This window comes from Pseudomonas sp. 06C 126, from assembly GCF_001855215.1.
GTDB classification, from domain to species: domain Bacteria; phylum Pseudomonadota; class Gammaproteobacteria; order Pseudomonadales; family Pseudomonadaceae; genus Aquipseudomonas; species Aquipseudomonas proteolytica.
In genome coordinates, this window is sequence record NZ_MIFU01000097.1 from 39,085 (window position 1) to 54,261 (window position 15,177).

Annotated in this window: 11 protein-coding genes; all 11 read left to right on the forward strand. The window is 59.5% G+C overall.

The window, feature by feature from the left end; genetic code table 11:
• The first annotated feature begins 13 nt into the window (after positions 1-13).
• The 11 genes from bamA to BHC62_RS18445 all read left to right on the forward strand — a co-directional run bounded on the left by bamA (position 14) and on the right by BHC62_RS18445 (position 15,174).
• A complete protein-coding gene (gene bamA, locus BHC62_RS18395) occupies positions 14-2,401 on the forward strand; it encodes an outer membrane protein assembly factor BamA (protein ID WP_029297274.1) in 2,388 nt (795 codons plus the stop codon).
• 45 nt (positions 2,402-2,446) lie between these two features.
• Entirely contained in the window at positions 2,447-2,950 is a 504-nt protein-coding gene (locus BHC62_RS18400) for an OmpH family outer membrane protein (RefSeq protein ID WP_003219314.1), read from the forward strand.
• A 3-nt stretch (positions 2,951-2,953) separates the two neighbouring features.
• Positions 2,954-4,009 carry a UDP-3-O-(3-hydroxymyristoyl)glucosamine N-acyltransferase gene (lpxD, locus tag BHC62_RS18405; protein WP_070995742.1) on the forward strand — a complete coding sequence of 352 codons (1,056 nt, stop codon included), beginning with the start codon at positions 2,954-2,956 and terminating at the stop codon, positions 4,007-4,009.
• Between the two features lie 110 nt (positions 4,010-4,119).
• Entirely contained in the window at positions 4,120-4,560 is a 441-nt protein-coding gene (gene fabZ, locus BHC62_RS18410) for a 3-hydroxyacyl-ACP dehydratase FabZ (protein ID WP_029297270.1), read from the forward strand.
• Positions 4,557-5,333, forward strand: a complete 777-nt coding sequence (gene lpxA / locus BHC62_RS18415; RefSeq protein WP_029297268.1) for an acyl-ACP--UDP-N-acetylglucosamine O-acyltransferase — start codon at positions 4,557-4,559, stop codon at positions 5,331-5,333. The genes fabZ and lpxA overlap by 4 nt, the downstream gene beginning before the upstream one ends.
• A gap of 2 nt (positions 5,334-5,335) precedes the next feature.
• Positions 5,336-6,475 carry a lipid-A-disaccharide synthase gene (gene lpxB, locus BHC62_RS18420; protein WP_070995743.1) on the forward strand — a complete coding sequence of 380 codons (1,140 nt, stop codon included), beginning with the start codon at positions 5,336-5,338 and terminating at the stop codon, positions 6,473-6,475.
• Positions 6,472-7,104, forward strand: coding sequence for a ribonuclease HII (gene rnhB, locus BHC62_RS18425; protein ID WP_070995744.1), 633 nt, complete (start codon positions 6,472-6,474; stop codon positions 7,102-7,104). The genes lpxB and rnhB overlap by 4 nt, the downstream gene beginning before the upstream one ends.
• A 77-nt stretch (positions 7,105-7,181) precedes the next feature.
• Positions 7,182-10,703: a DNA polymerase III subunit alpha gene (gene dnaE, locus BHC62_RS18430; RefSeq protein ID WP_029297262.1), complete on the forward strand. Its 3,522-nt coding sequence runs from the start codon at positions 7,182-7,184 to the stop codon at positions 10,701-10,703.
• A gap of 139 nt (positions 10,704-10,842) precedes the next feature.
• Positions 10,843-11,790: an acetyl-CoA carboxylase carboxyltransferase subunit alpha gene (locus BHC62_RS18435; RefSeq protein ID WP_029297260.1), complete on the forward strand. Its 948-nt coding sequence runs from the start codon at positions 10,843-10,845 to the stop codon at positions 11,788-11,790.
• Positions 11,791-11,949: 159 nt separating this feature from the next.
• A complete protein-coding gene (gene tilS / locus BHC62_RS18440) occupies positions 11,950-13,269 on the forward strand; it encodes a tRNA lysidine(34) synthetase TilS (RefSeq protein WP_070995745.1) in 1,320 nt (439 codons plus the stop codon).
• A gap of 273 nt (positions 13,270-13,542) precedes the next feature.
• Complete coding sequence (locus BHC62_RS18445) at positions 13,543-15,174, forward strand: CTP synthase (protein WP_070995746.1); 1,632 nt, start codon at positions 13,543-13,545, stop codon at positions 15,172-15,174.
• Positions 15,175-15,177 lie beyond the last annotated feature (3 nt).

The window sequence follows — 15,177 nt, forward strand, 5'->3', positions numbered from 1 at the left end:
AAGAAAGGACTTCATGAAACGTCTGCTGCTAACTGCGGTTCTCACCGTATTGATGATCGCCGAAGTTCACGCCGAGTCCTTCACCATCTCCGATATTCGCGTCAACGGCCTCCAGCGGGTTTCCGCGGGTAGCGTGTTTGGCGCCTTGCCGTTGAACGTTGGGGAACAGGCTGACGACCGTCGCCTGGTGGAATCCACTCGTGCGCTGTTCAAAACCGGCTTCTTTCAAGATATCCAACTGGGTCGTGAAGGCAACGTCCTGGTCATCACTGTCGTCGAGCGACCTTCTGTCGCCAGTATCGAGATCGAAGGCAACAAGGCGATCTCTACTGAAGACTTGATGAAAGGTCTCAAGCAATCCGGCCTGGCCGAAGGCGAGATCTTCCAGCGAGCCACCCTCGAAGGCGTGCGTAACGAACTGCAGCGTCAGTACGTGGCCCAGGGCCGCTACTCCGCCTCCGTGGAAACCGAAGTGGTGCCGCAGCCGCGCAACCGTGTCGGCCTGAAGGTCAACATCAACGAAGGCACCGTGGCGGCGATCCAGCACATCAACGTGGTGGGCAACACCAAGTTCGCTGACGAAGACCTGATCGACCTGTTCGAACTCAAGACCACCAACTGGCTGTCGTTCTTCAAGAATGACGACAAGTACGCCCGTGAAAAGCTTTCCGGCGACCTGGAGCGTCTGCGCTCCTACTACCTGGACCGCGGCTATATCAACATGGATATCGCTTCGACCCAGGTGTCCATCACCCCGGACAAGAAACACGTGTACATCACGGTCAACGTCAACGAAGGCGAGAAGTATCGCGTTCGTGATGTGAAGCTCAGCGGCGACCTGAAAGTGCCTGAAGACCAGGTCAAGTCCCTGCTGCTGGTCCAGAAGGACCAGGTGTTCTCGCGCAAGCTGATGACCACCACTTCCGAATTGATCACCCGTCGCCTGGGTAACGAAGGCTATACCTTCGCCAACGTCAACGGCGTGCCGACCCCACATGATGATGACCACACCGTGGACATCACCTTTGTCGTCGATCCAGGCAAGCGTGCCTACGTCAACCGCATCAACTTCCGTGGCAACACCAAGTCCGAGGACGAAGTGCTGCGTCGCGAAATGCGCCAGATGGAAGGTGGCTGGGCTTCGACCTACCTGATCGACCAGTCCAAGACCCGTCTTGAGCGCCTGGGCTTCTTCAAGGAAGTGAACGTCGAGACCCCGGCCGTACCGGGTGTGGATGACCAGGTCGACGTGAACTACGCCGTCGAAGAGCAGGCATCCGGCTCGATCACCGCCAGTGTCGGCTTTGCACAGAGCGCTGGCCTGATCCTCGGTGGCTCGATCACCCAGAACAACTTCCTGGGTACCGGTAACAAGGTTTCCATTGGCCTGACTCGCAGTGAATACCAGAGCCGCTACAACTTCGGTTATGTGGACCCCTACTGGACTGCTGATGGTGTGAGCCTGGGCTACAACGCCTTCTACCGCACCACCGACTACAAAGACCTCGACGTCGACGTTGCAAGCTATGCGATCGACAGCCTGGGTGCCGGTGTCAACGTGGGCTACCCGATCAGTGAGACCTCGCGTCTGACCTTCGGCCTGACCGCGCAGCAGGATGAGATCAAGACCGGTGTCTACACCGTGGACGAGATCTTCGACTTCACCCGCCGCGAAGGTGACAAGTTCCTCAACTTCAAGGCCTCGGCCGGTTGGTCCGAGTCCACCCTGAACAAAGGCGTGCTGGCCACCCGTGGTCACTCCCAGAGCTTGACCCTGGAAGCCACCACCCCAGGTAGCGACCTGTCGTTCTTCAAACTCGACTACCGTGGTCAGTTGTTCACGCCGTTGAGCGATAACTACACCATGCGCCTGCACACGGAATTGGGCTATGGTGATGGCTACGGCTCGACCGATGGCCTGCCGTTCTACGAGAACTACTACGCCGGTGGCTTCAACTCCGTACGTGGCTTTAAGGACAGCACCCTGGGTCCTCGTGGTACGCCGAGCCGTGGTGTTGCCGAAACCGGTAACGTCGGCACTGTGCGTGACTCGGACAATGACCCGCTGCCGTTCGGTGGTAACGTGTTGATTCAAGGTGGTGCGGAAATTCTCTTCCCGCTGCCGTTCGTCAAGGACCAGCGCTCCCTGCGGACCTCGGTCTTCTGGGATGTGGGTAACGTATTCGACTCCAAGTGCGAGCAGATCCGTAACCCGAGTGGCTTGAAGTCCAACACCCAGTGCAACGACGTCAGCCTGAGCAATCTGGCCAGCTCCGTGGGTGTAGGTGTGACCTGGATTACTGCCCTGGGTCCATTGAGCTTCGCCTTGGCGATGCCAATCAAGAAACCGGATAACGCTGAAACCCAGATTTTCCAATTTTCCCTCGGCCAGACGTTCTAAGCGTCCGACCCAAGATAACGACAACGGATTCTGTAGGAGTGCATCGTGCGTAAGTTGACTCAATTGGTTCTTCTGGCAACCGTGCTGGTCGCAACCCCGGCGTTTGCCGAAATGAAAATCGCCGTCCTGAACTATCAGATGGCCCTGCTGGAATCCGATGCGGCCAAGAAGTACGCCGTGGATGCCGAGAAAAAATTCGGTCCGCAACTGACCAAACTCAAGACCCTGGAAAGCAGTGCCAAGGGCATCCAGGATCGCCTGGTCGCCGGCGGTGACAAAATGCAGCAAGGCGAGCGCGAGCGTCTGGAGCTTGAGTTCAAGCAAAAGGCCCGTGACTATCAGTTCCAGTCCAAGGAACTGAACGAGGCCAAGGCTGTTGCTGACCGTGAAATGCTCAAGCAACTGAAGCCAAAACTCGACAGCGCTGTGGAAGAAGTCATCAAGAAAGGTGCCTTTGACCTGGTCTTCGAGCGTGGCGCCGTGATCGACGTCAAGCCTCAATACGACATCACCCGCCAGGTGATCGAGCGCATGAACCAGCTGAAGTAAGCCATGACCGCGACTATCAAACTCGGCGAGTTGGCCGAGTTCCTGGGGGCCACCTTGCGTGGCTCCAAGGAGAAGGAAATCACTGGGCTAGCCACCTTGCAGGAGGCTGGCCCAGCTCAGTTGAGCTTCCTTGCAAATCCCCAATACCGTAAATACCTGGGCGACAGCCAGGCTGCAGCAGTATTGCTGAAGGCCGCTGACGCCGAGACGTTTGCCGGGGATGCGCTGGTGGTGCCCGACCCTTACGCTGCTTACGCGCGGGTTTCCCACCTGTTCGACCCCAAGCCCAAGGCCGCTCCAGGCATTCATCCGTCTGCGGTGATTGCCGACGACGCACAGGTTGATCCTGCGGCGAGCATTGGTGCATTCGCGGTGATCGAGAGCGGTGCGCGCATTGGTGCAGGCGTGACGGTTGGTGCCCATTGCTTTATCGGTGCCCGCAGCGAAATCGCCGCAGGTGGCTGGCTCGCACCACGCGTGACCCTGTACCACGATGTGCGTATCGGGCAGCGGGTGGTGATTCAGTCGGGTGCCGTGATCGGTGGCGAGGGCTTCGGCTTCGCCAACGAGAAAGGCATCTGGCAGAAGATTGCCCAGGTCGGCGGTGTGCTGATCGGTGATGATGTGGAGATTGGCGTCAACACTGCCGTTGATCGCGGGGCCCTGGCCGATACCGTGATTGGCAATGGTGTGAAGCTCGACAACCAGATCCAGATCGCCCACAACGTGCAGATTGGCGATCACACGGCCATGGCGGCGTGCGTCGGCATCTCCGGCAGCACCAAGATCGGCAAGCATTGCATGCTCGCCGGCGGTGTCGGTTTGGTGGGCCATATTGAAGTCTGCGACAACGTATTCATTACCGGCATGACCATGGTGACCCATTCGATTACCGAGCCTGGGGCCTATTCTTCCGGTACGGCGATGCAACCCGCGGCTGAGTGGCGCAAGAGCGCGGCCCGTTTAAGGCAGCTCGACGACATGGCGCGGCGCCTGAAACATCTGGAAAAGCGTGTTGGGGACGTGACCCCTGGCAGTAATGTTTCATCAGATGGCTGATACCATTTCCATATCAAGTGTGCACAGCAGCTAGACTGCCTTCTTGATTTGCTAGAGGGGCGTGCCTTAGTCCGCGCGCCCCCAATCTTTATTACAGGCTTCCCCCCGAAATGATGGACATCAACGAGATTCGCGAATACCTGCCTCACCGTTACCCGTTCCTGCTGGTGGACCGTGTAGTGGAGCTGAATGTTGAGGAAAAGCGCATTCGTGCCTACAAGAATGTCAGCATCAATGAACCATTTTTCAATGGTCACTTCCCCGCGCATCCAATCATGCCGGGCGTATTGATCATCGAGGCGATGGCGCAGGCCGCTGGCATCCTGGGTTTTAAAATGCTCGACCTGAAGCCTGCTGATGGCACGCTTTACTATTTCGTGGGCTCCGACAAGCTGCGTTTCCGCAATCCGGTCACCCCAGGCGACCAGTTGATCCTGGAAGCCAAGTTCGTGAGCTGCAAGCGCCAGATCTGGAAATTCGAATGCCAGGCCTCCGTTGACGGCAAGCCTGTGTGCTCCGCCGAAATCATCTGTGCGGAACGCAAACTATGAGTTTGATTGACCCTCGCGCAATCATCGATCCGACGGCCGTGCTGGCCGCCGACGTTGAGGTCGGCCCTTGGTCGATCATCGGCGCAGGTGTGGAAATCGGCGAGGGGACAGTCATCGGGCCACACGTGATCCTCAAGGGTCCGACCCGCATTGGCAAACACAACCGCATCTACCAGTTTTCCTCGGTAGGCGAAGACACGCCGGACATGAAGTACAAGGGTGAAGAAACCCGCCTGGTAATCGGTGATCACAACATCATTCGTGAAGGCGTGACCATTCATCGTGGCACTGTGCAGGACCGGGCAGAAACCACCCTGGGCGATCACAACCTGGTGATGGCCTACGCGCACATCGGCCACGACAGCGTGATTGGCAACCACTGCATCCTGGTCAATAACACCGCGCTGGCCGGCCATGTACATGTTGACGACTGGGCGATCCTGTCCGGTTTCACCCTGGTGCATCAGTACTGCCATATCGGCGCTCACAGCTTTTCCGGCATGGGTACTGCTATTGGCAAGGATGTCCCGGCGTTCGTCACGGTATTTGGCAACCCAGCCGAAGCCCGCAGCATGAACTTCGAAGGCATGCGCCGACGTGGTTTCAGCGAAGAAGCGATCCACGCCCTGCGTCGCGCCTACAAGGTGGTCTATCGCCAGGGGCTGACGGTTGACCAGGCCCTGGGCGAGTTGGCCGAGCCGGCGGCGCTGTTTCCCGAAGTTGCCATATTCCGTGATTCGATCCAGGCATCGACTCGCGGCATCACCCGCTGATCATGGCCACGCTGCGTATTGCATTGGTGGCCGGAGAAGCTTCCGGCGATATCTTGGGCGCGGGCCTGATGCGCGCTATAAAGGCGCAGCATCCTGCGGTGGAATTCATCGGGGTCGGTGGCCCATTGATGCAGGCTGAAGGTCTGACTTCCTACTTTCCCATGGAGCGGTTGTCGGTCATGGGGCTGGTGGAAGTATTGGGGCGCCTGCGCGAGCTACTGGCTCGGCGCAAACTGCTGATCCAGACCCTGATTGCAGAAAAACCGGACGTCTTTATCGGTATCGACGCCCCGGACTTCACCCTCAATATCGAACTCAAACTGCGTCAGGCCGGAATCAAGACCGTCCATTACGTCAGCCCCTCCGTGTGGGCATGGCGGCAGAAGCGTGTCTTGAAAATCCGCGAAGGCTGCGACCTGATGCTGACCCTGTTGCCTTTCGAGGCGCGATTCTACGAAGAGCAGGGCGTGCCGGTAAGGTTTGTCGGCCATACCCTGGCCGATACCATCCCGCTGCAGGCTGACCGTGCCGCCGCCCGCGCCGAATTGGGGCTGCCCGACGGGCCGTTGGTGGCGTTGATGCCTGGCAGTCGTGGCGGTGAAGTCGGTCGCCTGGGCGCATTGTTTTTCGATGCAGCCGAGCGCTTGCTGGCCTTGAAACCGGGTGTGCGGTTTGTGCTGCCGTGCGCCAGCCCGCAGCGGCGCGCACAGATCGAAGCCTTGCTGGTGGGGCGCGACCTGCCGTTGACGCTGCTCGACGGCGGTTCGCACCTGGCCCTGGCTGCGTGTGATGCGGTGTTGATCGCTTCCGGTACGGCCACGCTGGAAGCGTTGCTCTACAAGCGCCCAATGGTCGTTGCCTATCGATTGGCACCGCTGACCTACTGGATTCTCAAGCGCATGGTCAAAAGTCCCTACATCTCCTTGCCCAACTTGCTTGCCCAGCGTTTGTTGGTACCGGAGTTGCTGCAGGACGCTGCGACGCCCGAAGCATTGGCCCAGACCATTGCGCCGTTGATCGACGGCGGCGAAGAGCAGACCCGTGGGTTTGACGAAATTCACCGTACCTTGCGCCGTGATGCGTCGAACCAGGCAGCAGATGCTGTATTGACGTTGATCGGCCGCCAGCAGGAAACCCTATGAAGACGCAAATGGGCCTGGATTTCAGCCTGGTCGCTCAAACACACGAATTGGTCGCCGGTGTCGATGAAGTAGGGCGCGGCCCGCTGTGTGGCGCGGTGGTGACTGCGGCGGTGATTCTTGACCCGAGTCGCCCGATTCTCGGCCTCAACGATTCGAAGAAGCTCACCGAAGCCCGTCGTGAAAAGCTTTTTGACGAAATTTGCGAAAAGGCCCTTAGTTGGCATATCGCCAGGGCTGAGGTCGAGGAAATCGACGCGCTGAATATTCTCCATGCCACGATGCTGGCCATGCAACGCGCCGTCGAGGGCCTGCACATCACCCCGAAGCTGGCGATGATCGACGGTAATCGCTGCCCGAAGTTGGCGATGCCCGCCGAAGCAGTGGTCAAGGGGGATAGCAAGGTTCCGGCGATTGCCGCCGCATCGATCCTGGCCAAGGTCAGTCGCGACCGTGAAATGGCGGCGTTCGAGTTGATCTATCCGGGCTATGGCATCGGTGGCCACAAAGGCTACCCGACGCCCGTTCATCTGGAAGCCCTGGCGCGATTGGGCCCGACACCGATCCACCGCCGCTCGTTCGCCCCGGTCCGCCAGGCTTACGAGGTGCGCGAAAGCCTGGTCGAGATTTAGGCGCAGGCTGATGTTTTACTCAAGGCCCGGTACAATCCGGGCCTTGTTGTTTTCACACGTATCTAGACAGGATCACTATGCCGGCTTCATTCGTTCACCTGCGCCTGCACACTGAATACTCCCTGGTCGACGGCCTGGTACGGATCAAACCGCTGGTCAAAACCCTGGTGGGCATGAACATGCCTGCCGTTGCGGTCACTGACCAGAACAACATGTGTTCCCTGGTCAAGTTCTACAAGAATGCCATGGGCGCCGGGATCAAGCCGATCTGCGGCGCCGACTTGTGGCTGTCCAACAAAGACCCTGACAACGCCCTGAGCCGTATCAGCCTGTTGGCGATGAATGGCGTGGGCTATCGCAACCTGACTGAACTGATTTCCCGTGGTTTCATCGACGGCCAGCGCAATGGCTCGATCATCATCGAGCGCGAATGGGTCGCCGAGGCCAGCGAAGGCCTGATCATGCTATCGGCGGCTAAAGAGGGCGAGATCGGGATCGCGCTGCTCGGCGGTAATCCGCACGAGGCACAAGTGCTGGCGAGCGAGTGGATGCAGGTCTTCCCAGGTCGCTTCTATCTGGAAGTGCAGCGCACCAACCGCCCCAACGACGAAGAGCACTTGCATGCCGCCGTGGCCCTGGCCGAAAAGCTGGGTGCACCGCTGGTGGCTACCAACGATGTGCGCTTTATCAAGAAGGAAGACTTCGAGGCCCACGAAACCCGCGTGTGCATCGGTGAAGGGCGGGCGCTGGACGATCCGCGTCGCTCGAAAAACTACAGCGAAGAGCAATACCTCAAGAGTGCCGAGGAAATGGCCGAGCTGTTCAGTGACCTGCCCGAGGCGCTGGAAAACTCCGTCGAAATTGCCAAGCGCTGCAACATTGAAGTGAAGCTGGGCAAGCACTTCCTGCCCAACTTCCCGATTCCCGATGGCATGACCATCGATGAGTATTTCCGCAAGGTGTCCTTTGATGGCCTGGAAGAGCGTCTATCCGTTCTGCTGCCCAAAGACACGACTGAGGATTACGAAGCCAAGCGCCAGGTGTATGTCGACCGGCTGAATTTCGAGCTGGATATCATCATCCAGATGGGGTTCCCCGGTTACTTCCTGATCGTAATGGACTTTATCCAGTGGGCCAAAAGCAACGGCGTGCCGGTGGGGCCTGGCCGGGGGTCGGGTGCCGGGTCGCTGGTGGCCTATGTGCAGAAGATCACCGACCTCGATCCGCTGGAATATGACCTGCTGTTCGAACGGTTCCTGAACCCGGAACGGGTATCGATGCCCGACTTCGACGTCGACTTCTGCATGGATGGTCGCGACCGGGTTATTGAATATGTGGCCGAAAAATACGGTCGCAACGCGGTAAGCCAGATCATTACCTTCGGTTCCATGGCTGCCAAGGCGGTAATCCGCGACGTGGCACGGGTGCAGGGCAAGTCCTACGGCCTGGCGGATCGACTGTCGAAGATGATTCCTTTCGAAGTCGGCATGACCCTGGAAAAGGCCTACGAACAGGAAGAAATCCTGCGTGACTTCATCAAGGTCGATGAAGAAGCTGCCGAAATCTGGGACATGGCCCGCAAGCTTGAAGGCGTGGTGCGTAACGTCGGCAAGCACGCCGGTGGTGTGGTAATCGCGCCGACCAAACTCACAGACTTTTCGCCGATCTATTGCGACGAAGAGGGCGGTGGCCTGGTAACCCAGTTCGACAAGGATGACGTCGAGGCGGCCGGCCTGGTGAAGTTCGACTTCCTCGGCCTGCGGACCCTGACGATCATCGATTGGGCGCTCAAGACCATCAACCGCGAGCGAGCCAAGGTCGATGAGGCGCCGCTGGATATCGCCTTTATCCCGCTGGACGACAAGCCGACCTACGCCCTGCTGCAAAAGGCCGAGACCACCGCGGTGTTCCAGCTTGAGTCCCGCGGCATGAAGGAGCTGATCAAAAAGCTCAAGCCCGACTGCCTGGAAGACTTGATCGCACTGGTGGCCCTGTTCCGTCCGGGCCCGCTGCAATCGGGCATGGTTGACGACTTTATCAACCGTAAGCACGGGCGCGCCGAACTGGCCTACCCGCACTCCGATTACCAGTACGAGGGCCTCAAGCCAGTACTGGCACCGACCTACGGCATCATCCTGTATCAGGAACAGGTGATGCAGATCGCCCAGGTCATGGCCGGCTACACCCTCGGCGGTGCAGACATGCTGCGTCGCGCCATGGGTAAGAAAAAGCCCGAGGAAATGGCCAAGCAGCGCGGCGGTTTCATTGAAGGTTGCGCCACCAACAATATCGACGCTGACCTTGCCGGTAACATCTTCGACCTGGTGGAAAAATTCGCCGGTTATGGCTTCAACAAATCCCACTCCGCTGCCTACGGCCTGGTGTCATACCAGACTGCCTGGCTGAAAGCCCACTACCCGGCGCCGTTCATGGCTGCGGTGCTTTCGGCGGATATGCACAACACCGACAAGGTCGTGACCTTGATCGAAGAAGTGCGGACCATGAAGCTGCGTCTCGACGCGCCGGACGTGAACGCCTCGGAGTTCAAGTTCACCGTGAACGACGAAGGCCGCATTATCTACGGCCTGGGCGCGATCAAAGGCGTGGGCGAGGGCCCGGTCGAGGCGATTACCGAGGCGCGCCAGGACGGTCCTTTCAAGGATCTGTTCGACTTCTGCGCTCGGGTCGACCTCAAGCGCATCAACAAACGTACCCTCGATGGCCTGATCCGCAGCGGTGCACTTGACCGCCTCGGGCCGTATTTCCATGACGAGCCGAAGGCCTACCAGGCCAATATCGACCGTAATCGCGCGGTACTGCTGACCGCCATGGAAGAAGCGATCAAGGCTGCCGAACAAACTGCCCGGACCCACGACAGTGGGCATGCCGACCTGTTTGGCGGGCTGTTCGTCGAAGAAGACGCCGATGTGTATGCCAACCACCGCAAGGCCAAGGAGCTGACCCTCAAGGAGCGGCTCAAGGGTGAAAAAGACACACTGGGCCTGTACCTCACCGGTCACCCGATTGATGAATATGAAGGCGAGATCCGCCGATTTGCCCGCCAGCGCATCATCGACCTGAAGCCGGCGCGCGATACCCAGACTGTCGCCGGGATGATCATTGCCTTGCGAGTGATGAAGAACAAAAAGGGCGACAAGATGGGTTTCATCACCCTCGACGATCGCTCCGGGCGTATCGAAGCGTCGCTGTTTGCCGACGCCTTCCACTCCGCGCAGTCGCTGCTGCAGACCGACGCGATGGTGGTGGTGGAAGGGGAGGTCAGCAACGATGACTTCTCCGGCGGCCTGCGCCTGCGGATCAAGCGGGTGATGAGCATGGAAGATGCCCGTACCAACCTGGCCGAAAGCCTGCGCCTGAAGGTCAAAACCGAGGCGCTCAAGGGCGATCAGCTACGCTGGCTGGGGGATCTGCTCAAACGTCACCGTGGCGCGTGCCCGGTGACCATGGAGTACACCGGCAACGACGCCAAGGCGATGTTGCAGTTCGGCGAGACGTGGCGAATTGACCCGGCTGATGGCTTGATTCAAGCATTGCGTGACCAGTTCGGGCGTGACAACGTCTTCCTCCAATACCGTTGACGGTCAGGGCTGCCCTTGTACCCCTGACCTCGACTCAACATTTAATCTCGACCTTGACGCGCCTCTCCCTTAAGGTAGGGCGCGAATAGACAACCGGCTGGCCAGGCACTCCCTGGCCGTCGACCCAAGACGGACGCTTATGAACCCGAATTTTCTTGATTTCGAACAGCCGATCGCTGACCTGCAAGCCAAGATCGAAGAGCTGCGCCTGGTCGGCAATGACAATTCGCTGAATATCGGCGATGAAATCTCCCGCCTGCAAGACAAGAGCAAGACGCTCACCGAAGACATCTTCGGCAAGCTGACCAGCTGGCAGATCGCGCGCCTGGCCCGCCACCCACGCCGTCCGTATACCCTGGACTACATCGATCACATCTTCACCGAGTTTGACGAGTTGCACGGCGACCGTCACTTCTCCGATGACGCGGCGATTGTCGGCGGTATTGCCCGCCTCGACGACCAGCCCGTGATGGTGATCGGTCACCAGAAAGGCCGCGAAGTGCGCGAGAAAGTGCGTCGCAACTTCGGCATGCCGCGTCCAGAAGGCTACCGCAAGGCTTGCCGCCTGATGGAGATGGCTGAACGCTTCAAGATGCCGATCCTGACCTTTATCGACACCCCGGGTGCCTACCCAGGTATCGACGCTGAAGAGCGCAACCAGAGCGAAGCGATTGCCTGGAACCTGCGGGTGATGGCACGCCTGAAAACCCCGATCATCGCGACCGTGATTGGTGAAGGCGGTTCCGGCGGTGCGTTGGCCATTGGCGTCTGCGACCAATTGAACATGCTGCAGTATTCCACCTACGCGGTGATCTCGCCGGAAGGTTGCGCCTCGATCCTGTGGAAAACCGCAGAAAAGGCTCCGGATGCTGCCGAAGCCATGGGTATCACCGCTGATCGCCTCAAAGGCCTGGGCATTGTCGACAAAGTAATCGCCGAGCCCCTGGGCGGCGCCCATCGCGACCCGGCTGCTGCGTCGGCCACCATCCGCGCTGAGCTCTGTGCGCAGCTGGACATGCTCAAGAAGTTCGACAACGAGGCACTGCTGGCCCGTCGTTACGAGCGCCTGATGAGCTACGGTCTCTAAGCCACTGCGTTACCCATGTGGGAGCGGGCTTGCTCGCGATAGCAATGTGTCAGTGCCAGATTGGTTGACTGGTACACCGCTATCGCGGGCAAGCCCGCTCCCACATTTGCTTTGTATATGCTTGGTTAACGTATTCCAGTTTTGTGGCGGTAACGTGCGATGAAACCAACTCTAACCGCCAAACTTCTGCAGACCCTCGCCCCGTGGCGCAACGCCTCGGCCTGGCATATCGCTTTCTCCGGCGGGCTCGACTCGACGGTCCTGCTGCACCTTCTCGCCGATCTGGCAAAAAACCAGTCCCTGCCGCCCCTGCAGGCGATCCACGTTCACCATGGCCTCCAGGCTGCGGCTGACGCGTGGCCAGCGCATTGTCAGGCGGTCTGTGATGCCGCAGGTGTGTCGCTGCGGATCATGCCTGTGCAAGTGCAGGCAGGTGCAAGCCTCGAGCGTGCGGCCCGTGATGCGCGCTACCAGGCGTTTGCCGAAGCGATCGCTCCAGGGGAATTGCTACTCACAGGCCAGCACCGTGACGATCAGGCCGAAACCCTGTTGTTCCGCCTGCTGCGGGGCGCCGGGGTGCGGGGCCTCACTGGCATGCCAGTACAGCGTCCCTTGGGCGAAGGCTGGCTGGCGCGGCCGCTGCTGGACGTGTCGCGGGCCGAGCTGGAAACCTACGCTCGCGAACAGCAACTGAGCTGGATCGAAGACCCGTCCAACGGTGACTCACGTTTCTCCCGCAATTATCTGCGTCATCAAGTGTTCCCGCAGCTCACTGCGCGCTGGCCCCAAGCGGTAAATACCCTGGCGCGGACCGCAGGGCATCTGGCGCAGGCCCAAGGGTTGCTCGATGAGCTGGCGCAATTGGATGTGCAGGCCGCCCAGTTGCCATCGGCATTTCCCTGGCTGGCGCTGCCCTCGTTGGCGCTTGCGCCGTTACGTGATCTTTCCGACGCCCGGCAGCGCAATGCCCTGCGTTACTGGCTGGCGCCCCTGACGCCCTTGCCCGACAGCGAGCACTGGGTCGGCTGGAATACCCTGCGTGATGCCAAGGCTGACGCACAGCCGGTTTGGCGTTTGGCCGACGGCCAATTGCACCGTTGCAACGATCGCATCTGGTGGGTGCCTGCCGCTTGGTCGGAATTTTCCGACACTGCGCTAAGCTGGCCACACCCGCAAAACCCACTACAGTTACCTGGCAACGGCCAGCTGTATTTCAGCGCAAATGCCCCTGAAGGCCCTTTGAGCATCGGCTACCGCCAGGGCGGTGAAGTCATGGAAGTGCCAGGTCGTGGCCGGCGTGACCTCAAGCGTTTGCTCAACGAAAGTGCGGTGCCGGGTTTTATCCGTGGCAGATTGCCGCTGCTGTACCAGGGCTCCCGGCTACTGGCCGTGGCCAACCTGGCGAGGGCCTCGACAGGGCAGGGGGATGACTGGCAATTACATTGGGCGCCACCAACCTGCGATCAAGGTTTGAGCTGATAGCGCCTTTCCGGTAGACTACGCTCCCTTCTTGATACAACTTCTGTGGATTCTCCTGAAACACAGTCGTTGCCGATTACCAAGCAGTCTTTGCTGGGCGATTCCAAAAAATGTGTAGCGATCAACGTACCGGTGTTCCATTGCTGGTCTGTCACAACGCGGCGGTTTTTTTGAAAGGTGCACTGTGATTAATGCAGGTGATCGGGGGCTTCGGCCTTCCTTCGCTTTCCCCGGCGGCTCCGACCGCTTTAACGCAGACTTCTAGGGTTTTTCATGACGCGCTACATATTCGTCACGGGCGGTGTTGTTTCTTCATTGGGGAAAGGCATTGCCTCCGCTTCGTTGGCGGCCATCCTGGAGGCGCGGGGACTTAAGGTCACCATGCTCAAGCTGGACCCGTACATCAACGTCGACCCGGGCACCATGAGCCCGTTCCAGCACGGTGAAGTGTTCGTCACCCATGACGGCGCCGAGACCGACCTGGACCTGGGCCACTACGAGCGGTTCATCCGCACGACCATGACCCAGAACAACAACTTCACCACTGGCCGTGTCTACGAGCACGTGCTGCGCAAAGAGCGCCGTGGTGACTACCTGGGTGCAACCATCCAGGTGATCCCGCACATCACCGACGAAATCAAGCGCCGCATCATCAAGGGTGCAGGCGATGCCGACGTGGCGATGGTCGAGATCGGTGGCACCGTGGGTGACATCGAATCCCAGCCGTTCCTCGAAGCCATCCGCCAATTGCGTTTCGAAGTCGGCGCCAAGCGCGCGATGCTGATGCACCTGACGCTGGTGCCATACATCGCCACTGCCGGCGAAACCAAAACCAAGCCAACCCAGCATTCGGTCAAGGAACTGCGTTCCATCGGCCTGCAGCCGGACGTGCTGGTGTGCCGCTCCGATCACCCGATCGACATTTCCTCGCGTCGCAAGATCGCCCAGTTCACCAACGTTGAAGAGCGTGCGGTGATTGCCCTGGAAGACGCCGACACCATCTACAAGATCCCGGGCATCCTGCATTCCCAAGGCCTGGATGATTTTGTGGTCGAGCGTTTCGGCCTGCAATGCGGCGGCGCGGACTTGTCCGAGTGGGAAGCGGTGGTTGACGCCAAGCTCAACCCTGAGCACGAAGTGACCATCGCCATGGTCGGCAAGTACATGGAACTGCTGGACGCGTACAAGTCGCTGATCGAGGCGATGAGCCACGCGGGCATCAGCAACCGGACCAAGGTCAACCTGCGCTACATCGATTCCGAAGATATCGAGAACCAGGGCACCGCCCTGCTCGAAGGTGTTGACGCGATCCTCGTACCAGGCGGTTTCGGCCTGCGTGGCGTGGAAGGCAAGATCACTGCGGTGCAGTACGCTCGCGAGAACAAGGTGCCGTACCTGGGTATCTGCCTGGGCATGCAAGTGGCCGTCATCGAGTTCGCCCGTAACGTGCTGGGCTGGAAAGATGCCAACTCCACCGAGTTCGATCACACCAGCGGCCACCCGGTCGTGGGCCTGATCACCGAGTGGGAAGATGCCACCGGCGCTGTCGAAACCCGCACCGAAACCTCCGACCTGGGCGGCACCATGCGTCTGGGCGCACAGGATTGCCTGCTGGAGTCCGGTTCGCTGGTGCACGACTGCTATGGCAAGGACGTGATTGTCGAGCGTCACCGTCATCGTTATGAGGTGAACAACAACCTGCTGCCGCAGATCAAGGAAGCCGGCCTGAAAATCTCCGGTCGCTCCGGTGACGGCAAGCTGGTTGAAGTGGTCGAAGCCCCGGATCATCCATGGTTCGTCGCTTGCCAGTTCCACCCTGAGTTCACGTCGACCCCGCGCGACGGTCACCCGTTGTTCAGCGGTTTCGTCAAGGCTGCACTGACGCAACATCAGAAGAAGGCGTAAACC

Excerpts from the sequence above, each read along its gene's own strand:
- dnaE (WP_029297262.1), top strand. The coding sequence starts at position 7,182 with ATGCCGGCTTCATTCGTTCACCTGCGCCTGCACACTGAATACTCCCTG.
- BHC62_RS18445 (WP_070995746.1), top strand. The coding sequence starts at position 13,543 with ATGACGCGCTACATATTCGTCACGGGCGGTGTTGTTTCTTCATTGGGG.
- rnhB (WP_070995744.1), top strand. The coding sequence starts at position 6,472 with ATGAAGACGCAAATGGGCCTGGATTTCAGCCTGGTCGCTCAAACACAC.
- BHC62_RS18435 (WP_029297260.1), top strand. The coding sequence starts at position 10,843 with ATGAACCCGAATTTTCTTGATTTCGAACAGCCGATCGCTGACCTGCAA.
- lpxD (WP_070995742.1), top strand. The coding sequence starts at position 2,954 with ATGACCGCGACTATCAAACTCGGCGAGTTGGCCGAGTTCCTGGGGGCC.
- lpxB (WP_070995743.1), top strand. The coding sequence starts at position 5,336 with ATGGCCACGCTGCGTATTGCATTGGTGGCCGGAGAAGCTTCCGGCGAT.
- bamA (WP_029297274.1), top strand. The coding sequence starts at position 14 with ATGAAACGTCTGCTGCTAACTGCGGTTCTCACCGTATTGATGATCGCC.
- fabZ (WP_029297270.1), top strand. The coding sequence starts at position 4,120 with ATGATGGACATCAACGAGATTCGCGAATACCTGCCTCACCGTTACCCG.
- lpxA (WP_029297268.1), top strand. The coding sequence starts at position 4,557 with ATGAGTTTGATTGACCCTCGCGCAATCATCGATCCGACGGCCGTGCTG.
- tilS (WP_070995745.1), top strand. The coding sequence starts at position 11,950 with ATGAAACCAACTCTAACCGCCAAACTTCTGCAGACCCTCGCCCCGTGG.